Raw genomic sequence first — 22,649 nt, forward strand, 5'->3', positions numbered from 1 at the left:
ACTATTAGGCGTATGCAATTTATCAGAAGTTTGGTGACAAACTTCAACTGGAGGAATTTTTTAATGGTCGCTAAAGCAGAATTTGCTAAAAAAGAAGGCAACCAAGGCGAGTTGACTTTCTCAATCGCTAACGAGACGATCCAAAAGGGTTTGGATCAAGCCTTCACTAAAACTCGGAAACAATTAAACGTACCTGGATTCCGTAAGGGCAAAGTTCCTCGCGCTATCTTTAACCAGATGTACGGTGAAGAATCACTTTACAATGATGCGCTGAACATCGTTTTGCCAGACGCTTACTCAAAAGCTGTTGAAGAAGCTGGCATTACACCAGTTGATCAACCACAAGTTGATGTAAAGAGTATGGAAAAAGGTAAGGACTGGGTTTTGAAGGCTGACGTTACTGTTGCCCCAGAAATCAAGTTGGGTGAATACAAGGGTGTTACTGTGCCTAAGCAATCCACCACTGTTACCGCTAAACAAGTTAATGAAGAACTTGAAAAAATGCGTCAACAGCAAGCTGAATTGGTACTTAAAGAAGGCAAGGCCGCTGAAAAGGGCGATACTGTTATTATCGACTTTGACGGTTCAGTTGATGGTAACCACTTCGATGGTGGTAAAGCCGACAACTACAGCCTTGAATTAGGTTCGAACTCATTTATTCCTGGATTCGAAGATCAATTAATCGGTCACAAGGCTGATGAAGATGTTCAAGTTAAGGTTACGTTCCCTAAAGATTACCAAGCAAAAGACTTGCAAGGTAAAGAAGCTATCTTCGATGTTAAGATTCACGAAGTTAAGACTAAGGAATTACCTGACTTGGATGATGAATTCGCCAAGGATGTCGACGAAGACGTTGACAGTCTTGAAGAATTAAAGGCTAAGACTAAAGACCGTTTGAAGGAAGAAAAGAAGACGGCCGCTCACGATGCTGTTGAAGATGCTGCTATCAACGCGGCTGTTGACAACGCTGAAGTTATCGGCGGCAAGATTCCTGACGCCATGATGGATGAAGATATTCACCGTCAAATGGACCAGTACTTGGCTCAAATGGCTCAACAAGGGATTAACCCTGAAACTTACTACAAGATTACAGGTACTACTGAAGACGACTTGCACAAGCAATTTGCTCCTGATGCAGAACGTCGTGTTAAGACTAACCTTGTTTTGGAAGCTGTTGTTGATGCTGAAAAGATCGAAGCAACTGACAAGGATGTTGACGGTGAAGTTAAGAACCTTGCTGGCCAATACAACATGGAAGAATCAGCAGTTCGTTCTGCTTTGACACCTGACATGTTGAAGCATGATATTGCCATCAAGAAGGCTGTTGACTTAATTGCTGACAACGCTAAGCAGGAAACCAAAAAGGCAGCTGCTAAGAAGTCTGTCGACGAAAAAGAAGATAAGTAATATCGTCTTACATTAATAACTGTCCTACAGAAAGTGAGTGACCAGTAATGGTTACTCACTTTTGTGTCAACGACAGAATAGTGCAAGTCATTAGCTGTTTTTCTAATTATCTGCTATTATGTTCCTAGTTTAGGTGCCATGTAATTTATGGACGGCCTAGGATTAAAAGAGAGCGAGGGTGCTAATGTTTGATAATACCGATCCTAATGGTCCAGTAACTTGCTCATTTTGTGGAAAGTCACAAGATCAAGTAAAGAAGATTGTTGCCGGACCTGGCGTATACATTTGTAACGAATGTATTGATCTGTGTAAAGAAATTATTGATGAAGAATTTGCTGAAGACGCTGCTAGCCAAGTATTGGATGTACCAACACCAGCGGAAATCGTTAAAACGTTGGACCAGTATGTAATTGGACAGAGTGAAGCAAAGCGTACTTTATCCGTTGCTGTTTACAACCATTACAAACGGATTAATGATTTGAGTACAGAAGACGATGGTACTGAATTGCAAAAGAGTAATATCAGTATTATTGGACCAACTGGTTCGGGTAAAACTTACCTGGCACAAAGTTTGGCCAAAATTCTGAATGTACCATTTGCGATTGCCGATGCGACGACTTTAACTGAAGCCGGTTACGTTGGTGAAGACGTTGAGAACATTCTGTTGAAGCTGTTGCAAAATGCAGATTACGATGTTGAACGGGCTCAGCATGGGATTGTTTACATCGATGAAATCGACAAGATTGCTAAAAAGAGTGAAAACGTCTCTATTACTCGTGATGTGTCGGGTGAAGGTGTTCAGCAGGCTTTGCTGAAGATTTTGGAAGGTACGATTGCTAATGTTCCACCGCAGGGTGGTCGTAAGCATCCACAGCAGGAGTTCATTCAAATTGACACCACGAATATTTTGTTTATTGTCGGTGGTGCGTTTGACGGCATCGAAAACATCGTGAAGAACCGTTTGGGTGAAAAGACGATTGGTTTCGGTACTGATTCTGCCAATAAGGATGAAGTCGCCAACATGACTGATAAGGACATCATGCAACACGTGATTCCTGAAGACCTGTTGGAATTTGGTTTGATTCCAGAATTTATTGGTCGTTTACCAATTCTCACAGCCCTGGAAAAGCTAGATGAAGACGATTTGGTTCGCATCTTAACGGAACCGAAGAATGCGCTGGTTAAACAGTACACGAAGCTCATTGGTTTGGATGGCGTAAAACTTGAATTTACGCATCCGGCGCTACGTGAAATGGCAAAGTTGGCCATTGCCCGTGATACAGGTGCTCGTGGTTTACGGTCGATCATGGAAGAAGTTATGCGAGATATCATGTTTGACTTACCAAGTCGAGATGACGTTGAAAAAGTGGCTATTACTAAGGAGACGGTCACTAAGCATGCACAACCAGACCTAGTTTTAAAGAGTGAAAAGGCCTCATAGTCTTATGAAAATAATGCGTTGAAGAGGAATGGCGTTAGCTTGCGGGCTGACGTCATTTTTTGTTTAGCCCACGGGTTAACGTCATTAAAACGTCACAAAATTCTGAGTTTGCTATGCTATGATAGACACATTGAATTATAAAGCGTGTGACCAATTAAAAGGTCAGGTCACGATAAAGGAGCGTTCTACATGGAAGTGCATGATGTCGAGCTAACGATCAGCGCGGTGGCACCAAAACAATACCCAAAGGGATCTTTACCAGAGGTTGCGCTCGCCGGTCGTTCAAATGTGGGCAAGTCATCGTTGATTAATACTCTAATTAACCGTAAAGCGTATGCCCGAACTTCAAGTCAACCAGGGAAAACACAAACTCTCAATTTTTATAACGTTGAATCTACTGTTTACTTTGTGGATGTGCCTGGATACGGATTTGCCAAAGTTTCTAAAACAGCTCGAGAAAAATTCGGTCAAATGATCGAAACGTATCTCAGTACCCGGGATCGATTGCGCGGTGTGATTTTACTAGTGGATGCACGTCATGATCCTTCAGATGATGATATCAGTATGCATGAATGGTTGAGTTATTATAATATTCCGATGCTTGTTGTGGCGACAAAATCAGATAAAATTGCCCGCGGCAAATGGAATCAAGCTGAAAGTCGCATTCGTAAAGGACTTAATATGGCGCCAGAAGATGATTATATTCAGTTTTCGGCGGAAACCAAACAAGGTAAAGACGCTGTTTGGAACTGGATTGAACAGCAGGCTGGGTTGGCTTAAGGCGGGTAAAAGTTAGAACGGGAAGAGTGAACAGAATGGAATTTAATGAGTATCAAAAAGAAGCTAAGCGGACATTATTCGGAAACGAACAAGTGCTGACTAATATCACACTTGGTGTGGCCAATGAGGCCGGTCAAGTAGTTGACTTGGTGCAGCGTTATACTTTTCAAGGTCGTCCACTTGATAAGGAAAAATTAACACACGAGCTTGGTGACACACTTTGGTATCTATCTCAGATAGCTGAGTGGGCCAACATTGATTTTGAAGAAGTTGCCAAAAAGAACATTGAAGAATTAAATGATCGTTACCCAGATCCACAACATGCAAAGTGGGAATAGGATAAAAAAACAACCAGCGATTTTACGCTGGTTGTTTTTTTGCGACAAGGCTTACTTGTCGGCTTTCTTTTTATCATCTTTTTTTGCTTCGTCTTTTAAATGCTCGCGCTTTAGTGGCGTTTTGTTCGGGTCCTTAATATCATCAGGATCGACAGCAAATTGGTCAAACAGTTTATCTAAGTCTGTTTGCCGTTTGAAAGTTAAACCCATGTGAATTGCTCCTCTCCAAATCTAAAAACTAAGTTGGGCTAATTGTAGCAGATTTTGCTTAAAAACGAAAATGTGCAAATTTTATACATTATCGCCTGTATATATTCGAAAATAATGCATAAAACTAATTATTTTTACAAAATAGTTGCATATTATTTCATCTAATCGTATACTCATTTACATTGTAAAACTTGATACGAGGGGCGAAACGGATGAAAAAATTTGCGAAGTGGTTATTTCTGGTCGTGACGGTTGTCGTGACTTTGGGTGTAACCGGTAATATGAACACCAAGGCGGACAGCAATACACCAGCAACTGACCAGTACTTGAGTAAAGTGAAGGCGAAGGGGGAGCTGGTCGTTGGAACGAGTCCTGATTTTCCACCTTACGAATTCACCAAAAATATTAACGGCAAGTCCAAGGTTGTCGGGATGGACATGGAAATTTCCAAAAAGGTTGCCTCTGATATGGGCGTGAAGTTAGTTATTCGCCGGATGGATTTTGATTCTTTATTGGTTGCACTCCAGACTGGTAAAGTTGATATGGTCATCGCAGGAATGAGTAAGACACCTAAACGGGCTAAGAGTGTTGACTTTAGTAACGTTTACTACAAGGCCGGCGAAGACTTAGTTATCAAGAAAAGCGATTTAAAGACGATCAAGAGTTATAAATCGTTAGCAGGAAAAGCAATCGGAGCTCAGACTGGTTCTATTCAGTACAACTTGGTCAAGAACCAAGCCACCAAGTCAACACTGAAGGGGATGGACAAGGACACCGATTTAATCCTTGCACTGCAAACGAATAAAATTGATGCAATTGCTTTGGATCAGCCAACTGCTGAGGCCTATGCAAAGAACACTGATGGCTTGGTCGCCATTAACGCTCACTTTAAAGACGAAGGCGAACAAGGATCAGCCATTGCCTTTCCCAAGGGCGCTCAGTCTTTGGTTAATTCCGCAAATAAATCAATCGCAGAAATCAAAGCGAAAAATTTGATTCATAAACAATATTTGCCAAATGCTGGTAAATACTTGGCAACTGGAAAGTCTAAATCGGCTAAGGCAGCCAACTCAATGTGGGCTTACAAAGATTTCTTTATTGCCGGGGTTGGTTACACGCTGATGATTTCAGCAGTATCTGTTGTCATTGGTTTCTTGCTAGGTACTTTGCTAGCCTTAATGCGGTTAAGCAAGAACAAGATTGCTAATGGTATTTCAGTAAGTTACATTGAGTTTGTGCGGGGCACGCCACTGATGGTTCAGATTCTGTTTATCTACTTTGGCCTAGGCCTCGTGGTTAACATTCCGGCGCTACTTTCTGGGATTATTGCAGTTTCATTGAATTCTGGGGCGTATGTTGCCGAAGTTATCCGTTCTGGGATCAGCTCTATTGCCGTTGGTCAAACGGAAGCGTCTCGCTCACTCGGATTATCAAGGTCGATGACGATGCGGTTTATCATCCTGCCACAAGCGATGAAGAACATTTGGCCAGCATTAGGGAATGAATTTGTTTCCTTGATCAAGGAAAGTTCAATTGTGTCTATTATTGGGGTTAAGGATTTAATCTATCAATCACGAATTGTTCAGGCAGATACTTATCGTGGAGTTATGCCATTATTGATTACCATGATTTTGTACTTTATTATGACGTTTGGCCTCTCACGGCTGATGAAGTTCTTTGAAGGGAGAATGACACATGAATAACGAAACAGCGACGCCAGTACTAGAAGTTAAACATCTGAAAAAAGTATTTGGTAAAAACGAGGTCTTGAAAGATATTAATGAGCAGGTTAGTAATGGTCAGGTGATTTGCTTGATTGGCCCATCTGGGGCTGGTAAAAGTACCTTTTTACGTTGTTTAAACATGTTAGACCAACCGACCTCTGGTGAGGTTTTGTTTGAAGGTCAGGACTTAACCAAGTTAGACGATAAACAGCTAGACAAGACACGTGAAAACATGGGGATGGTGTTTCAGAGCTTTAACTTGTTTCCGCATAAAACAGTTATTGAAAACATTAAGCTGGCGCCAGTTAAAGTTAAGGGCGAAGACGATGCAACGGCGACCGCGACGGCAGAAAAGCTGTTGAAACAAGTTGGTTTGGAAAATAAGGCCGATGCTTTTCCAGCCAGCTTATCTGGTGGACAACAACAACGGGTAGCCATTGCGCGGGCACTAGCCATGAATCCTAAGGTAATGTTGTTCGATGAGCCAACGTCTGCACTTGACCCTGAAATGGTCGGTGAAGTGTTGAAAGTCATGCAGGATCTTGCTAGCGAAGGGATGACAATGGTAGTTGTCACGCATGAAATGGGTTTCGCCCGTAATGTGGCCGATAAGGTTTGGTTCATGGCGGATGGGTATATTCAAGAGTCCGCTGAACCTAAAACATTCTTTGAACATCCTGAAACTGACCGGGCGAAGGATTTTCTTGCCAAAATTCTTGAGGCATAAACATCAGGTTTCAAACTGTCGATGATTCAGTTTTTCTTAATCATGAGAGATAATTTTGGAGGCAAACATGGAAGACGCTGCTGCATTAAAGATTTTAACGGATTTGATTGCGATTCCGTCGGTTAATGATCGTGAATCAGAGGTTGCTGACTATTTGGCTGGCCTATTTAAGGACTTGCCGGCTCACATTGAACGTGTCACGTTTGCGCCAGGCCGTGATAACTTAGTTGTTACAATTGGCGACCATGGTCCATTACTAGGGTTCTCTGGACATGAAGATGTGGTTGCAGCTGGTAATGCAGCTGATTGGACCTTTCCGCCGTTTGCCGGCACAATTGATCAGGGTAATGTGTACGGCCGTGGCGCCAGCGATATGAAATCCGGTTTAGCCGCACAGGTGGTTGCCATGCTGGATCTGTTAAATTCAAATCAACCGCTGCCTGGGCGTCTTCGTTTGTTAGCGTCAGTTGGTGAGGAAACAGGTGAGTATGGTGCCGCTCAATTGACGCAACAAGGGTACGCTAATGACTTGGACGGACTGGTTATTGGTGAACCCAGTGCGTTTGACATCAAGGTGACGCACAAGGGCGTTATTGACTATAAGGTTACCTCTCTGGGCAAGGGTTCCCATTCATCACGTCCTGATCAAGGGATCAATGCAATTACGCCACTACTGAAGTTTGCTGAACAAGCTGAATCAGTGATGGCAGCAAACGATAAACGGGACGATGTGTTAGGTGGGCTAACGCACGTGATTAGCCAGATTGGCGGCGGCGAACAGATTAATTCAGTGCCAGCAAATGCTTGGCTAACCGGTAACATCCGGACAATTCCGGCCTATCCAAACGATGAGGTCATGGCCCAGCTAGAAGATATTATTGAGTCGTTAAACCAAGCGGGCGCTAAATTAAGTATTAGTTATAGTTATCCCGAGCCACCATTACCCTCACAGGCTGGCACGAAATTAGCAGAAATCACACAGGCTGTTTTGAAAAACACCATTCATCGTGGCGGTGAGTTAACTGCGGGAACGGGTGCGACAGATGCTTCGGAGTACACGAAGGCAGGTCAGTTGCCAATCGTTATCGTCGGCCCTGCAGCCGGGGCAACCGATCATCAAGTTAATGAAAACGTGGCCATTGATGACTATTTGACTGGGTGCCATTTCTATCGAGCCTTGGCAGAAGCGTTCTGGGCACAAGCAGAAGAATAGGGTACCAGACAAAACTAATTTTAAAAAAGTTATTAATAAGGTAAACCGGGTCGTTCATTATGAACAATCCGGTTTTTTTTAACAAAATGGCCGAGATGTCTAGCTAAACGTTTTTCAAACGGACGCTCTTTTGTTTTGCGAACACGCGTTCATGCGTTATAATTTAACTACGATTTTACAAGAACGGAGGCAGTTTTGTGGCATCAGAACACATTGAGCATAAATTAACGTTGCTACCGCCAATGCCTGGTTGTTACCTGATGAAGGACATTAACGGAAAGATTATTTATGTCGGCAAGGCCAAAAATTTGAAAAACCGTGTGCGTTCCTACTTTAAGAGCAGTCACGAAGGCAAAACTGCCCAGTTAGTGGCTCACATTGTGGACTTTGAGACGATTGTGACGTCGACTGACAAGGAAGCTTTTTTGCTTGAAATCACACTAATTCAAAAACATCAGCCATACTACAACATTAAATTGAAGCGGGGCACCGGTTACCCGTACATTAAAATTACGCACGAACGCGATCCACGAATCATCATCGCAAACGATGTCAAACACGACGGTGGATATTATTTTGGACCGTATCCCAACGTTTACGCGGCCGAAGAAACACTACATTTCCTACAAAAGGTCTATCCTTTGCGGCGTTGTTCTGGTTATCAAGGGCGACCATGCTTGTACTATCACATGGGCCAGTGTTTAGGGGCCTGCTTTAAAGAAGTGCCCGAGAGCGCGTATGATGAGCAGATCAAACGCATTAAATCGTTTTTAAACGGTAATACCGCACGAGTTATCAAACATTTGCAAACACAAATGAAAGAAGCGGCAGCCAGTTTGGAATTTGAGCGGGCCGCTGACCTACGTGATCAGTTGCACTACATCGATGTCACGGTTGAAAAGCAAAAGATTATCAGCAACGATCAAACGCCACGGGACATCTTTAATTTCTATCTGGACAAGGGCTGGTTATCCATTCAGGTTTTCTTTGTGCGGCAAGCACGTTTGATGAAACGGGAAAAACGGTTGTTCCCAGTCGTTTCAACAGCACCAGAGGAAATGCAAACGTTTATCATGCAGTTTTATAATCGCAAGAATGCGGTGCTACCTAGAGAAATTTTGGTTCCTAGCAGTATTGACGAGGACACCCGGGAATCCATCGAAGATGTGCTGAATGTCCCCGTTAACGTGCCTCAACGTGGTGTCCGCCGCGATTTAATGGAAATGGCCGGCAAGAATGCCCGACTAGTGCTGGAAGAAAAATTCCGTTTGTTGGAGTTAGACGAACACAAAACCACGGGTGCCATGCAAGAAATTGCGGACGCTTTGGGACTGCCGCCAGTTTCTAAAATTGAAGCTTTTGACCATTCTCATGAACAGGGTGCCGATTTAGTTTCAGCGATGGTTGTTTTCGAAAATGGTCGACCAAATAAGAAGTTATATCGCAAGTATAAGTTACGTACGGTGGATCACGCTGATGAAACAGCTAGCACGATGGAAGTTATTCGGCGACGTTACACACGTTTACTCAAAGAACATGCAGATATGCCCGATTTAATTCTGATGGATGGTGGTGCCATTCAAATGAACGCGGCTAAGGATGTTCTAGAAAATGAGCTTGGATTGGATATTCCGGTCGCTGGGATGGTCAAAAATGATCATCACCGAACGGCGGACCTAATGTTTGGCGAGGATGATGAGCATCTAAATCTTGATCCTAAGTCACAAGGTTTTTATTTGTTACAACGAATCCAGGATGAGGTGCACCGGTTTGCCATCACGTTCCATCGTCAACTGCACAATAAGAATTCATTGAGTTCACGTTTGGATCAAATTCAGGGCGTAGGACCAAAAACGCGCGCAAAGCTGTTGAAAAAGTACGGGTCGCTGAAGAAGATTGCGGCTGCACCAGTTAGTGATCTGCATGAATTGGGCTTGTCAGAAACGGTTGCGCAAACCGTTCACGTGGCTGTAGCTGCCATGGTGACCGGTGAAGCGCAACAGTCGTTAAGTTATCTGGACCGTCAGCAAACAATTTAACTTATTTGAGCAAATTTAAGAACGTTGCTTTCAGGTAGATGGAAGCAACGTCCTTTTAGTTTTAGTTTGGCGAAGTCAGCACAACGTTTGCATTTGAAGAATCATGTTAACAAGATAGTGGTTAAATGCAGAATTGTTTTTTGACCGAGCGTGTATTGCACTGTACAATGGGATGAGCGAATTGTTCGAAGATTGACAGACGATTGTGGGACGCACAACTGGTCACCACATTGATATAGATAAATCAAGATATAGAAACCAAGAAATTATGGAGACACACAAATGGCATTTGTTGATAAAGCAACAATTGAAGTAAAAGCAGGAAACGGTGGTAACGGGATTGTTTCATTTAGACGTGAAAAATTTGTCGCTAACGGTGGTCCTTTCGGTGGCGATGGCGGACATGGTGGCAGTGTCATCATGGTCGTTGACGAAGGCTTGCGGACGTTAATGGACTTTCGTTATAACCGGCACTATAAGGCCAAACACGGTGGCAACGGGATGACCAAGGGGATGACAGGTCGGTCAGCGGCCGATTTGTACGTTAAGGTCCCAGGCGGAACCATCGTGCGGAACCTTGATACAGACGAAGTACTGGGTGATTTAACGGAACCCGGTCAAGAACTTGTCATTGCCAAAGGGGGTCGTGGCGGTCGTGGTAACATGAAGTTTGCCACACCCAAGAATCCTGCCCCAGAAATCGCTGAAAATGGTGAACCAGGTCAGGAACTACGTATTGGTCTGGAATTGCAATTGTTGGCCGATGTTGGCTTGGTTGGTTTTCCATCTGTTGGGAAATCGACCTTGATGTCGGTCATTACAAATGCAAAGCCTAAAATTGCCGCTTACCATTTCACGACGATCGATCCTAATATTGGAATGGTCCGTTTGGATGATGGTCGGGACTTCGTTATGGCCGATTTACCGGGTCTGATCGAAGGTGCGAGCGATGGTGTTGGTCTCGGCTTTCAATTTCTCCGACACGTGGAACGGACGCGTGTCTTATTACACTTAGTGGCAATGGCAGGCGATGATTTTCTCGATGAAGAAAATGCGATGGCTCCGATTGAAGCCTTTCATGCGATCAACAAGGAGTTAGGCAATTATGATGCCAGCTTGTTAGATCGGCCTCAGATTGTGGTCGCAACTAAGATGGATCTTCCGGGTGCGAAGGAACGTTTCGATGACTTTAAAGCAGCTCTGGACGAAGATGACTCATTGTCAACGCAACCAACTGTAATGGCGATTTCTTCCGTTTCTCACGAAGGATTGAAACCGTTGATTCAGGCCACAGCCACACTACTTGACCAAACACCAGCATTTGTCCCACAAGCGGATGAAGATCTTGGTGTTGTGTATCAATATCAGGATGACGAAAAGCCTGCGTTTGAAGTTCAGCACACGGATGAAGGTATCTGGTTATTGACCGGCGATAAGATTGAACGCTTATTTAAGATGACGAATACACAACATGAACAAAGTATGGTCCGTTTTGCCCGTCAACTGCGGACGATGGGTGTGGACGACGCATTGCGAGAAGCAGGCGCTCAGGATGGCGATACGGTCCAAATTTTGGACTTTACCTTCGATTTTGTTGAGTAGCTGAATCCAGTAATACGGTTATTTGTTCGTGAAAACGGGTAGGGGTTTAACAGATGCAAACAGCAAAAACGTCGAGTCATCGGCGTTACATAACAGGTATAGATGGTTTGCGGACGCTTGCAGTATTAGGTGTGATCGCTTATCACCTGTTACCAGCGGCACTTCCGGGTGGTTTTCTGGGTGTGCCCATTTTCTTTGGGTTAACAGGTTACTTGGTAACTGATAGTTTTTTGAACTTGATTAATAAAGGTACTTCGCTAGCAGTTAATCATTTTTACAAACGCCGAATTCAACGATTGTATCCAGCCTTGGTGGCAATGCTGGCATTGACCAGCACGTACATCACGTTGTTTGCCCGTAATCTACTGGTTGGACTGCGGGGAACGATTGTGACCAACTTGCTGTATGTTTACAACTGGTTCGAAATCAATCATGGCCAATCGTATTTCGATCGTTTCAACGGTGAGTCGCCCTTCACTCATTTGTGGACGTTGTCCATTGAGGGTCAGTTTTATCTCTTCTGGCCCTTTATTATTTGGGGACTGGTTAAACTGTTCAAACGTCGTTCACGGGTGGCAGGTGCGTTAATGGTGGGAGCTGTTATATCGGCTCTTTTAATGGCAGTGCTTTTTAAAGACGCTAATCAGGTCAACCGGGTTTACTATGGCACGGACACGCGAGCCTTTTCAATCCTGATGGGGGCTGCGTTGGCGGCAGTTTGGCCAGCTAATCACCTAAATGCAAATCTACATGCTGCTGGTCGACGATTGTTAAACTGGGTCGGCGGCATTAGTCTGCTAGTCATGTTCATTCTGTACTGGGTGATGACCGGGACATCAACTTTCACATACCGTGGCGGGATGTTCTTGTTTTCCATTTTTGCGACTGCGATGATAGCCGTTATTGTTCATCCTGGCGCGAGTTGGAATAAATGGCTGACTAATCCTGTATTCAATTGGGTTGGCAAGCGCAGTTACGGCATATATCTGTATCAGTTTCCAGTCATGATTTTTTATGAGCAGCGAGTTGTCAACATTGCCCAACATACCGTGCTCAATGCGCTGGCTGAATTGGTATTGATTTTACTGTTAGCTGAGTTATCCTATCGATTTATTGAACAGCCAATCGCTCATGGACGTTTGACATCCTGGTGGGCGACTGTCAGAGCGCCGACAACTTGGCGGCAATATCCACGTGAAGTGATTACGAGCACGGTGCTTGTTCTCGCGTCACTGATAACTATGGTTGGGTATGCTCAAGCAACACCTCGCAAGAAGCCACCCGTTGATGCGGTAACTAAACACATCAAAGCGGCTGGAAAACAGACGGATAAAAAGAATCGTGAAGTGGCTGCGCAAAAAGGAGCATTTGATGCTTCTGAAAAAGCCACGGCACAAACGAACCAAAAGGCTAATAAGCAATTATCTGCTCAGCAAAAGAAGCTCGCCAAAGCTTTTGATCTTCAGCCAGCGACAATGTTATCAGCACAGCACATTTCGCTAACGGCGGTGGGTGACTCGGTGTTAGTGGATAATGCGGATAGCTTGCAACAAGTGTTTGGACACGCTTATGTCGACGCTAAGGTGGGCCGTCAAGTTTGGGAAGCACCGTCAGTGATTCAATCACTAAAAAAACGCCATTTACTGGCATCGACGGTTTTAATTAACCTGGGGACAAATTCGCCATTAACACAAACGCAAATTGACGCAGTGTTGAAAGCGGTTGGTCCAAAACGGAAAGTCTTTTGGGTCAACACAATGGTACCGACGAAAACGTGGCAAAATCAGGTTAACGATTTAATTGCGCTCAATGCCAAACGGTCCAAGCAGGTTTATCTTGTTGATTGGTATGGTGCGAGTCACGATCAACCAAGTTGGTTTGGTCCGGATCATGTGCATCCCAACCCACAGGGGAGCGTCGCCTATACCCGGTTGGTGACAAATACTGTGGTTCAGAAAAGTATTTCGCCAAAAAAATAAGGCTCAACGTCAGCGTTGAACCAAACTAGCTATCACATAAACATAATTTTTTCGTCAACCAGACGATAACCAAATAGCTCACGGGTTGTCGGTGACGCAATTGCAGTTTGAACCGCAATTCGCCAACTGCCCGGGAGCTTTTGCGTTCTCGTCACGAATGCATCTAGTGTTAATGGTCGACCAGCTTGGGTTAAGTCCAGGTCCAGTACTAATCGACGATCTGTCGGAGACTTGGTTAAGCCCACTACTGGCTGTGGCTTGTCATCAACAGCAACAAATAAGGGTCGCTGCATGTCGTAATCAGCGGTGGAAAATTTAAAATCGACTAAGCGCATCGGTTTGGTGGTCCTTTCTGACTATTTATTAACAGTCATTTTATTACAGTTCAGCTTACCATAGTGGCGGTTGGTGACGATTGTTTTTTGGCTTCAAATTCAGTAGAATTGAATGCGAACTGAATGTTGACCACGGTGTCATCGTTCTTATTTAGGAAATCATAAAAATGCGTGAATTCATTAATAGTACAGTAAATACTTTTATATAGGGATTAGGTAGAAGAATAGTTATGGAGATTGAATTTTTAGGTACTGGTGCCGGTTCACCGGCTAAAGCGCGTAACGTGTCGAGCCTTGCACTTCGCTTGTTGGATGAGCGCAATGCAGTTTGGCTATTTGATTGTGGTGAAGGTACGCAACATCAAATTTTAAATACAACGTTGAAACCGCGCAAAATTGAAAAGATTTTTATTACGCATCTACACGGTGATCATTTATTTGGATTGCCAGGTTTGCTGAGTTCACGTTCGTTTCAGGGTGGCAATGAGCCACTGACGATTTACGGACCCAGAGGGATTAAGGAATACGTTCAAACAAGTTTACGGTTGTCCGAGTCTGCGTTGACGTATCCTTTAAAGTTTGTGGAACTCAGCGGGGATGGCGTTATTTTTGACGATGCGACCTTCACGGTTTCATGCAAACGGTTAGATCACAAAATTGTGAGTTTTGGCTACCGAATTGTTGAAAAGGATCATCAAGGCGAGCTGCTCGTGGATAAGTTAGCGGCGGCCAAGGTGCCATCCGGACAAGTTTATGGTCAGTTGAAGGCCGGCAAAACTGTCTCCTTACCAGATGGGCGAACACTCAATGGTAAGGACTTCATTGGACCCTCACAAAAGGGACGGATTGTGACGATTTTGGGTGATACGCGTAAGACGCGGCGGGCGACAGAATTGGCGCAGGATGCAGATGTGCTGGTTCATGAAAGTACGTTTGCAGCAAACGAAAGTAAACTGGCACGTAACTATTATCATTCAACTAGCGAACAGGCTGCTCAGGTGGCTCATGATGCTCACGTAGGCCGATTACTGATGAATCACATTTCGGCGCGTTATAATGGACGTGGTGCTAAAGAATTAGAGCGTCAGGCTCGCGCAACGTTTGCCAATTCAAAGGTTGTTCGGGACTTTGACGTCATTGATATTCCGTTTAAAAAATAAACCGTACAAATAGTTACGGCAGTTGAGGTGAGTGCTAATGATGAACTTATCAAGTCGATTAAAAGAACTGCGTGATTTGAAGAATCGGATTGTTTTAATTACTGGCGCATCTTCCGGAATTGGTCAAGCAGCCGCTTTTGAAGTTGCTCGTCGCGGGGCAATTGTGGTTTTGGTTGCCCGTAATGAGTTGAAGTTAAATCAGGTTGCTCAACAGTGCATGTTGTATTCTGGCCGCCCAGCCTTTGCGTTTGCGCTAGATGTCGCTAATCCAGCGGCTATCGATAAAACCTTAAGTCAGGTCCGCCATGAAGTGGGTGCAGTAGACGTTGTCATTAATGCTGCCGGTTTTGGCGACATGGAGCCAGCAGTTGATACCGATCCTGAGATAACAGGCCGGATGTTTCGGGTTAACGTGCTTGGCCTGATTTACATTACGCGTCAGCTAGCCAGTGACATGATCGATAAACATTATGGCGCAATCATTAACATTGCTTCTGTGGCTGCAAAAATTCCGACTCCGAAGGCTGCGGTTTACACAGCAACAAAAACGGCGGTTGTCGGTTACAGTGATGTATTGCGGCAAGAGTTGCGGCCGTTTGGCATTCAGGTCACAACCGTCAATCCAGGTCCCGTTGCGACCAACTTCTTCAATATCGCAGATCAAGACGGCGATTACTTGTCAAAAGTTGCCAACTTCACTGTGACGCCTCAACTGGTGGCTGAGCGACTGGTTGATACCATTGGTTATCATGTGCGCGAAATTACTGTACCACGTTATTTTGCCGCAGCATCAGTGGCCTATCATTTGTTCCCAACAGTTGGCGATTTTGTTATCGAGCAGCTATTTAAACCGCACGCACCTAAGCGCATGCAACTGAGTGCTGCAAGTGACGAACCTTCAACTGATACTGAAACTGATCCGACGGAGGCACCAGAATGAAAAATCAATGGCGTTTAATTGCAGGGTTGATTCTAGTGCTAATTGTCGCAATTTTTGCCGTCATGAACGGAAATAGTGTACCCATTCATTTTGGTGTAGCCACGGTTAAGTGGCCGATGATTTTGATTCTAATTGTGTCATTGTTGCTTGGTGCTATTATTGCGTTGTTAGTGACGGCCGGAACGCATGCTAGCGACAAACGGAATGGTAAACGTTCTGACAGCGAAACAACTGCGGAAAATGATCAATTAAAGAAGCAAAATGAAGAATTAAAGAGTAAAAATGAACAGCTTAATGGGCTCTTAGATGATCGAGACAAGACCATTGAGCAGTTACAGCAGAAACTTAGTCAACAAAACATTGAAAATTAGTTTCTGCAATGCGGGATGAAAAATCGTTAATGTGATTAAGGAAAGGTGTTTGTTTTCTGAATATAGGGAACAAACACCTTTCCAGTTGTGGATTTATTTAGACGTTAGGTGAGGAGGAAAGACTGTGCTAGAGTCCAAGTACGATTGGCAACAGGCGCCACAGGTGGCAGACGAAAAGGTCGCGACATTCGCTCACGACCTTGATGTTTCGCCCTTTATGGCACGATTGTTGTTAGCACGAAAGTTAGACACTGCCGATAAGGTCAACGAGTGGCTGAAACCGACTATTGATGTACTGCATGATCCACACGAAATGTTTGATATCGAAAAAGGTGTTGCCCGGATTCAGGCAGCTGTGGAGGCTGGCGACCAGATTACGGTATATGGAGATTACGACGCAGACGGTTTGACCAGTACGTCGTTGATGTACGAGGCCCTTGATCAGCTTGGTGCTAACGTGAACACATACATTCCTAACCGTTTTACGGATGGCTACGGCCCAAACGTAGCAGCCTTTAATCGACTAATCGATGCTGGCACACAGTTGTTTGTAACGGTAGACAATGGGGTGGCTGGTAATGAGGCAATCGATGCTGCTGCTAAACGAGGCGTTGACGTCGTCGTTACTGACCATCATGAACTGCCGGAACAATTACCTAATGCCGCTGCCATTATTCATCCTCGTCATCCACAAGGACATTATCCGTTTGGCGGATTATCTGGTGTTGGGGTGGCCTTTAAAGTGGCCCAGGTGCTGTTAGATGCGACTGCCGATGAGTTAAGTGATGAGTTAGATTTGGTTGCTATCGGCGAAATTGCGGACTTAGTGCCACTAAATGACGAAAATCATGCGCTCGTTAAATTTGGACTACAGGTAATTGCTAATACGCAGCGGCCAGGCTTGATTGCGTTGATGAAGGCTGCAGGTATTGACGGGCAGACCATCAATGAAGAGCACGTCGGCTTTGGCATTGCGCCGCGTTTAAACGCACTGGGCAGACTTGGGGATGCCAATCCAGCGGTCGAGTTGCTAACTACGTTTGATGACGCACGTGCTGAAGAGTTGGCTTCGGAAATTAATGCCCAAAATGAGAAGCGACAACAGCTGGTTAAGGACATCAGCGGTGATGCCTTGGCACAGGCGCAGACACCGGAAAATCAGGCTCGCAAAACGCTCATTATTCACGGCAAGGGATGGCATGAAGGCGTATTAGGAATTGTTGCTAGCAAAATAGTAGAGGCAACGCACAAACCAACACTAGTCATGAGCGAAGATTCAGAAAAAGGCACGTTAAAGGGCTCCGGTCGCTCGATTGCAGGTTATGATTTGTTTAACGCCATCAATCCTGTTCGTGACCAAATGGTGGCGTTTGGCGGTCATGCGATGGCGTGTGGCTTGACATGTCCGATAGATCAGCTCGATACTTTAGCCGCTGCTCTGGAACAGGCCTGTGTTGACCAATCGGTTGATTTGACAGCCAAGCCAGCGTTGCCTGTTGCTGGGCTGGTTCCACTCGCAGACGTTAATGCAGCTGATTACGCTGCGGTTCAAGAACTTGGTCCGTTTGGAACGGATAATCCGCAACCTGTGTTTGCTTTTAAACCAACTTCGGTAGACAATGTCCGGACGATGGGGGCGGCTAAGAACCATCTCAAATTCCAGATGTCAGATGAGGCTGGGCATCAAGTCGCGGCCATTGCTTTTGGGCGCGGCCATCAGAGCGAACAAGTCACTGCTAACCCTGAAAATGTGAGTGTCGTAGGTACGTTGTCAGCCAATACCTGGCAGGGAAAAACAACCTATCAGGTAATGGTAAAAGACTTTTCGGTGACTGGCATTACTGTTGTTGATAGTCGAACGAATCATCTCGCCAAATCATTGTTTGAACGGCCAGACACGTATTTATTTTTTCACAAGAAGTTGGCTGATCAATTGCAAGGCTATTTGCCAGAAGGAGCACAGTCTTTGTGTGTTGGCCGCGATGAACTGCCTTCAAGCTGTGATCACTTGGTTATTGTCGATTGTCCGGATGATCTGAATGATTTAAAGCAAGTTCTGAGTCAAATCAAAACGGATGAATTAACGACCTACTTTTATGAACACGATTCAGCGTATTTAGATGGTATGCCAAGTCGTGCAGAATATGGCAAACTGTTTAAGTTCGTTGCGAGTCATCAGAATGTTGATATTGCTCATCAGTTGCCAACGTTGGCAAAGTATCTCCAAATTGATGACGCTAAATTGATTTTTATGATACAGCTGTTTTTTGAGGTGGGATTTGTTAAAATAGACTCTGGCGTTATGAACGGGGTGAGTGAACCACCGCACGTAAATCTTACTGATGCGGTAGCTTACCGACAACGTTTGACACGCATTGATACTGAAGAAAAATTACTTTATTCTAAGGCACCTCAACTGAAGGCTTGGTTGATGGGCGCCATGAGCTAAGCTTAAAGGAGCTGTAAAAATTGGCTTTAGACTTAACAAAATACATTGCAACGGTGCCAGATTATCCCGAAAAGGGCATCATGTTTCGTGATATTTCACCGTTGATGGGTGACGGCGCTGCATATCACCAAGCGACCGATACCATTGTAAATTATGCGCGCGACAAGCAGGTTGATATGGTCGTTGGTCCAGAATCTCGTGGTTTTATCGTTGGCTGTCCAGTGGCTTATGAATTAGGCATTGGCTTTGCGCCAGCACGCAAGAAGGGCAAGTTGCCACGTAAAACAATCAAAGCGGACTATGCTTTGGAATATGGCACTGCTTCGTTGTACATGCATGAAGATGCGATTAAGCCAGGACAACGGGTATTAGTTACGGATGATATTCTGGCAACCGGTGGTACGATTGAAGCAACAATTAAGCTTGTTGAACAGCTTGGTGGCGTGGTTGTTGGTTGTGCGTTCTTACTTCAATTGAAGGATTTGCATGGCTTAGACAAACTAAAAGATTACGATACATTAGTCTTAATGGACTATTAAATCGCTTGGTGTGACGGGATTTTTTCGTCACGCCTTTTTAGTTTCTAAAATTATCAGGACAGCATAATAATTTTTTTGATATTTAAGTTGTCGTATAAAAACGCCGTAAATGAACATTGCTGCTCATCTACGGCGTTATCAATTACTTATTATTTTTCTTAAGACTATGAAGAATTTGGAGAGCTTTCTTACGTGTCTTGATGTTGGGACTTCTTAGGTTTCGGATCGCAGTACTTTGATCTATTTTCATTTAGTTTGCCTCTTTTATAATTTGTTTGCCGTTGTAAAAGCCATTGGAAGAAACATGATGGCTCATCACATATTCACCAGTTTGTGGATCATAGTGAATAGCTGGCGCTGTGATTTTATGCGTTGCACGGCGCTGGTTTCGCCGAGTTTTGGATGTTTTACGAGCCGGAGTGGCCATGAGCAAACCTTCTTTCATTTATAATTCGTGTAAACAGTAATGATTACTTTTTACAGTATAAACGAAATATGACATTCGTCAACCACTTTGTTTAGACTAATTTAAAAAGTGCTTATTTCAACTGATAAAAATTAGCACTACCGTTGTGTAGGGGCGTTTTTATGCTATACTATCTGAGTACCTCTTGGAGAGTTGGCAGAGTGGTAATGCAACGGACTCGAAATCCGTCGAACCCGTTTATAGCGGGCGCGCAGGTTCAAATCCTGTACTCTCCTTTATACCCTTGGCAGGAAAACACCACCCATTGACGTTTGATGAGTGGTGTTTTTTCTAAATTAAATTAATGCCTGGGCGTTTTTGGAAACAACTGAAATTAATCTGCTAAAAAGGAGCTTGCTAAGATGAACATTGGGATCGATAAAATGGGGTTCTATACACCTCATTTGGTGTTAGATATGACGGATTTAGCTCACGCGCGCGGAGATGATCCTGATAAGTATCATATCGGCATTGGTCAATCAGAAATGGCTGTTGTGCCGCCAACGCAGGATGTAGTCACCATGGCGGCCAATGCAGCAAATCAGATTATCGACGAATCGGATAAGCAGGCAATTGATCTTATTTTATTTGCGACTGAATCTGGCGTTGATAACTCTAAGTCTGGTGCTGTTTATGTTCAACGTTTGCTTGGACTGACGGAACACACACGAGCCATTGAGGTCAAACAGGCTTGTTATTCTGCCACAGCGGCTTTGCAATTAGCCAAAGACTATATTGCCGCACATCCGCAACGTAAAGCGTTAGTGTTAGCTAGTGACGTCGCCCGTTATGGCTTACACACACCTGGAGAAATCACTCAAGGTGCGGGCGCAGTCGCCATGATTGTCAGCGCGAACCCACAAATATTAACAATCAGTGACCAAAGTACGTACTTGACGCAAGATGTGATGGACTTTTGGCGCCCGGTTTACGCAACGGAAGCACGTGTGGATGGTCACTTTTCCGCCAACATTTATGTCGACTTTTTTACAAATGTTTGGACGCGATTCAAAAAAACATATGGTGTCGATGTAACAGATTTTGACGCAATGCTGTTCCACTTGCCCTTCTCTAAGATGGGACTAAAAGCGTTGCGAACAGTCTTACCGGCGGATGAAACGGTAGCATCTCGGTTGACTGATAACTTTGAATTTGCTAGATTGTGGAACCGGCATGTTGGTAACCTCTACACGGGCTCATTATATTTAAGTTTGTTGTCATTATTAGCAAACGGTACATTAGCGGCTAATGCTCAGTTGGGCTTGTTTAGTTACGGATCAGGCGCGGAAGGTGAGTTTTACACGGCAACGGTTCAGCCAAACTATCGGAATGGGTTTGATCAGGTCAAAATTGAATCATTACTCAATGCTCGTCAACGGGTATCCGTAGCCGAGTATGAACAGCTTTTTGATGATCAATTACCGACTGATGGGAGTACGAAAAAATTAGATATTGCGGCCGATCCGGCACATTTTGTACTTGCCGGCATTGATAGTGAACAGCGTCAGTACCAAGCGCACTAGTTAAAGAGAAATTTCGTCAATAACTCAAGTAGGTAACTCAGGCTAATGTGATTGTATTAAACGCAGTGGATACGCATATATGATTTTGTGAAAGATGAAGTCTAAAGCTCTCGTTAATTCGAGGGCTTTTTGTGTGTAACGAAAAAAGACCACCCGCAGGCGGCCGTGATATTTGATTAGTCAGGAAGGAAGACGATTACTAGTAAATAAAACGATTATTGTGCGAAATTAGTAGTCGCTTTTCCATTTGTAGCACTGAATAAAATCTTTCCAGATTGATCTGGGCTGACTAATGTCAGTGTGTAATCGTCTTTAAGCGCCTTACTAATGTTTGTAGAAGAAGTGGTCAAATTCTTAACTAATGTTGGCCAATGAGCCTGATCAGCCTCGGAAGGTTGTTTTTCGAGTGCTTCCAGCGCTTTGACCGTATTTTCGTTCTCCGGAGTGATTGTGTAAGTTTTTTTTGCACGATCAAAGGTGACTTTGCCAAGTGTCGAAAAAGCGGAGTTAAGCTGTGTCGTCATTTGGTCTTCCGCGGAAGATTTAGCGGCGCTTTTTTGTTTAGCCGTTTGGCCATTGATGACACCACCAGTCGGGTTAAAGGTAGATGCTGCCTTGGTCAATGACGATTGAGCAGCCGAGGATGTTTGAGAAGAATGTCGACTAGCGTTTTGGGTGGAAGATTGGCTAGCCGTTGTTTGGCTTTGATGGTGCCAGAAAGGCAGTTTAACAATTCCAAATCCCGTGATCAAAGTGAAGATCACGACAAGTGCTGTCGCAAACTTCCATGTACCGTAATTTTGTATCGAATTGAGTAAATAAAAAATGGCTAGAATTAATGCAATTCCACCGAAAATGGCTAAGAAAATCATGAAGATAACCTCTTTTTCTCTGTCGTGATGTCTTCTATTCTACCATTGCGACTGATGAAAGAAAAAGCGATATTGATTATCCATAATAAAATTCGTATGATAATCATAAATAAAATCATTGCATTCGAAGAAAACGTGCGTTACACTATCCATAATCGAAACACGGAGAAGAAGTGAATGATCTCAAGGAGGACCTATTATGACAGCAACTCTAGGCCAAGGCAGTATAGTTCGATGTTCAAAATGCGACGATTTACAAAAGCCTTTTTTGGGTAAGGTACTTGAACACTTAGCACATCATGTTATTGTACAAATTATTAATTTTGACCCGATCGATCGCTATATGGTAGATGTATTAGACGGGCAGGTGACTTTAAGAACGGACCAAGTACGTCCGTTAAGGATGATCAAAATTAATCCGCAATCCGAGAAAACGTCGCGTGGATAAAAAACATTGTTCATATTTTTGACGATAAGTATCGAATTAATAAAGATTTGAACAGGTATAAAGTTCCATTTGTGAACATAATCGAA

General features: G+C 44.1%; 22 protein-coding genes and 1 tRNA gene. 18 read left to right on the forward strand and 5 right to left on the reverse strand.

Annotation, left to right across the window (positions count from 1 at the left end; translation table 11 throughout):
- The first annotated feature begins 63 nt into the window (after positions 1-63).
- The 4 genes from tig (at position 64) to GB993_RS03265 (ending at position 3,966) form a co-directional block, all read left to right on the forward strand.
- A complete protein-coding gene (gene tig / locus GB993_RS03250; RefSeq protein ID WP_161003081.1) occupies positions 64-1,407 on the forward strand; it encodes a trigger factor in 1,344 nt (447 codons plus the stop codon).
- Between the two features lie 184 nt (positions 1,408-1,591).
- Entirely contained in the window at positions 1,592-2,848 is a 1,257-nt protein-coding gene (gene clpX / locus GB993_RS03255) for an ATP-dependent Clp protease ATP-binding subunit ClpX (protein ID WP_017262022.1), read from the forward strand.
- A gap of 189 nt (positions 2,849-3,037) precedes the next feature.
- Entirely contained in the window at positions 3,038-3,628 is a 591-nt protein-coding gene (gene yihA, locus GB993_RS03260; protein WP_161003082.1) for a ribosome biogenesis GTP-binding protein YihA/YsxC, read from the forward strand.
- Between the two features lie 35 nt (positions 3,629-3,663).
- Positions 3,664-3,966 (forward strand): nucleoside triphosphate pyrophosphohydrolase family protein, encoded by a 303-nt coding sequence (locus GB993_RS03265; RefSeq protein ID WP_017262020.1) that lies wholly within the window; start codon positions 3,664-3,666, stop codon positions 3,964-3,966.
- A gap of 51 nt (positions 3,967-4,017) precedes the next feature.
- Here the strand turns inward: GB993_RS03265 and GB993_RS12915 are convergent, their stop codons facing one another.
- The gene (locus GB993_RS12915; protein ID WP_017262019.1) at positions 4,018-4,176 is read right to left on the reverse strand and encodes an SPJ_0845 family protein; all 159 of its coding nucleotides are present in this window, start codon (positions 4,174-4,176) and stop codon (positions 4,018-4,020) included.
- A 212-nt stretch (positions 4,177-4,388) separates the two neighbouring features.
- On the opposite strand from GB993_RS12915, the gene GB993_RS03270 reads away from it, so the two are divergent.
- The 6 genes from GB993_RS03270 to GB993_RS03295 all read left to right on the forward strand — a co-directional run bounded on the left by GB993_RS03270 (position 4,389) and on the right by GB993_RS03295 (position 13,460).
- Complete coding sequence (locus GB993_RS03270; protein ID WP_161003083.1) at positions 4,389-5,879, forward strand: ABC transporter substrate-binding protein/permease; 1,491 nt, start codon at positions 4,389-4,391, stop codon at positions 5,877-5,879.
- On the forward strand, positions 5,872-6,627 hold the full coding sequence (locus GB993_RS03275) for an amino acid ABC transporter ATP-binding protein (RefSeq protein WP_017262017.1): 756 nt from the start codon (positions 5,872-5,874) through the stop codon (positions 6,625-6,627). The genes GB993_RS03270 and GB993_RS03275 overlap by 8 nt, the downstream gene beginning before the upstream one ends.
- Positions 6,628-6,694: 67 nt before the next feature.
- Positions 6,695-7,840, forward strand: coding sequence for an ArgE/DapE family deacylase (locus GB993_RS03280; protein WP_161003084.1), 1,146 nt, complete (start codon positions 6,695-6,697; stop codon positions 7,838-7,840).
- Between the two features lie 197 nt (positions 7,841-8,037).
- Positions 8,038-9,879 (forward strand): excinuclease ABC subunit UvrC, encoded by a 1,842-nt coding sequence (gene uvrC / locus GB993_RS03285; protein WP_161003085.1) that lies wholly within the window; start codon positions 8,038-8,040, stop codon positions 9,877-9,879.
- A 282-nt stretch (positions 9,880-10,161) separates the two neighbouring features.
- Entirely contained in the window at positions 10,162-11,481 is a 1,320-nt protein-coding gene (obgE, locus tag GB993_RS03290) for a GTPase ObgE (RefSeq protein ID WP_161003086.1), read from the forward strand.
- Positions 11,482-11,534: 53 nt separating this feature from the next.
- The gene (locus GB993_RS03295) at positions 11,535-13,460 is read left to right on the forward strand and encodes an acyltransferase family protein (RefSeq protein WP_161003087.1); all 1,926 of its coding nucleotides are present in this window, start codon (positions 11,535-11,537) and stop codon (positions 13,458-13,460) included.
- Between the two features lie 32 nt (positions 13,461-13,492).
- Here the strand turns inward: GB993_RS03295 and GB993_RS03300 are convergent, their stop codons facing one another.
- Complete coding sequence (locus tag GB993_RS03300) at positions 13,493-13,795, reverse strand: hypothetical protein (protein WP_161003088.1); 303 nt, start codon at positions 13,793-13,795, stop codon at positions 13,493-13,495.
- Between the two features lie 230 nt (positions 13,796-14,025).
- Between GB993_RS03300 and rnz the strand changes: the two genes are divergently transcribed.
- The 5 genes from rnz to GB993_RS03325 all read left to right on the forward strand — a co-directional run bounded on the left by rnz (position 14,026) and on the right by GB993_RS03325 (position 19,254).
- A complete protein-coding gene (rnz, locus tag GB993_RS03305) occupies positions 14,026-14,955 on the forward strand; it encodes a ribonuclease Z (RefSeq protein ID WP_161003089.1) in 930 nt (309 codons plus the stop codon).
- 37 nt (positions 14,956-14,992) lie between these two features.
- Positions 14,993-15,895, forward strand: a complete 903-nt coding sequence (locus GB993_RS03310) for an SDR family NAD(P)-dependent oxidoreductase (RefSeq protein ID WP_161003090.1) — start codon at positions 14,993-14,995, stop codon at positions 15,893-15,895.
- Positions 15,892-16,266 (forward strand): lipopolysaccharide assembly protein LapA domain-containing protein, encoded by a 375-nt coding sequence (locus GB993_RS03315; RefSeq protein WP_161003091.1) that lies wholly within the window; start codon positions 15,892-15,894, stop codon positions 16,264-16,266. Before GB993_RS03310 ends, GB993_RS03315 begins: the two co-directional genes overlap by 4 nt.
- 124 nt (positions 16,267-16,390) lie before the next feature.
- A complete protein-coding gene (recJ, locus tag GB993_RS03320) occupies positions 16,391-18,715 on the forward strand; it encodes a single-stranded-DNA-specific exonuclease RecJ (protein WP_161003092.1) in 2,325 nt (774 codons plus the stop codon).
- A 20-nt stretch (positions 18,716-18,735) separates the two neighbouring features.
- Positions 18,736-19,254: an adenine phosphoribosyltransferase gene (locus GB993_RS03325; protein ID WP_017262007.1), complete on the forward strand. Its 519-nt coding sequence runs from the start codon at positions 18,736-18,738 to the stop codon at positions 19,252-19,254.
- Between the two features lie 142 nt (positions 19,255-19,396).
- Here the strand turns inward: GB993_RS03325 and GB993_RS03330 are convergent, their stop codons facing one another.
- Together GB993_RS03330 and rpmF are read right to left on the reverse strand one after the other, a co-directional pair.
- A complete protein-coding gene (locus GB993_RS03330; RefSeq protein WP_161001199.1) occupies positions 19,397-19,504 on the reverse strand; it encodes a putative metal homeostasis protein in 108 nt (35 codons plus the stop codon).
- On the reverse strand, positions 19,505-19,681 hold the full coding sequence (gene rpmF, locus GB993_RS03335) for a 50S ribosomal protein L32 (RefSeq protein WP_161003093.1): 177 nt from the start codon (positions 19,679-19,681) through the stop codon (positions 19,505-19,507).
- A 186-nt stretch (positions 19,682-19,867) separates the two neighbouring features.
- Between rpmF and GB993_RS03340 the strand changes: the two genes are divergently transcribed.
- Together GB993_RS03340 and GB993_RS03345 are read left to right on the forward strand one after the other, a co-directional pair.
- Positions 19,868-19,956 (forward strand) — tRNA-Ser (locus GB993_RS03340).
- Positions 19,957-20,082: 126 nt separating this feature from the next.
- The gene (locus GB993_RS03345) at positions 20,083-21,243 is read left to right on the forward strand and encodes a hydroxymethylglutaryl-CoA synthase (RefSeq protein ID WP_161003094.1); all 1,161 of its coding nucleotides are present in this window, start codon (positions 20,083-20,085) and stop codon (positions 21,241-21,243) included.
- 215 nt (positions 21,244-21,458) lie between these two features.
- Here GB993_RS03345 and GB993_RS03350 read toward each other — a convergent pair whose 3' ends face one another.
- Positions 21,459-22,115, reverse strand: coding sequence for a hypothetical protein (locus GB993_RS03350; RefSeq protein ID WP_161003095.1), 657 nt, complete (start codon positions 22,113-22,115; stop codon positions 21,459-21,461).
- A 199-nt stretch (positions 22,116-22,314) separates the two neighbouring features.
- Here GB993_RS03350 and GB993_RS03355 point away from each other — a divergent pair, with 199 nt between their 5' ends.
- The gene (locus GB993_RS03355) at positions 22,315-22,563 is read left to right on the forward strand and encodes a hypothetical protein (protein WP_161003096.1); all 249 of its coding nucleotides are present in this window, start codon (positions 22,315-22,317) and stop codon (positions 22,561-22,563) included.
- Positions 22,564-22,649: the final 86 nt, after the last annotated feature.

This window comes from Furfurilactobacillus milii (genome assembly GCF_009864005.1).
Taxonomy (GTDB): Bacteria; Bacillota; Bacilli; order Lactobacillales; family Lactobacillaceae; genus Furfurilactobacillus; species Furfurilactobacillus rossiae_B.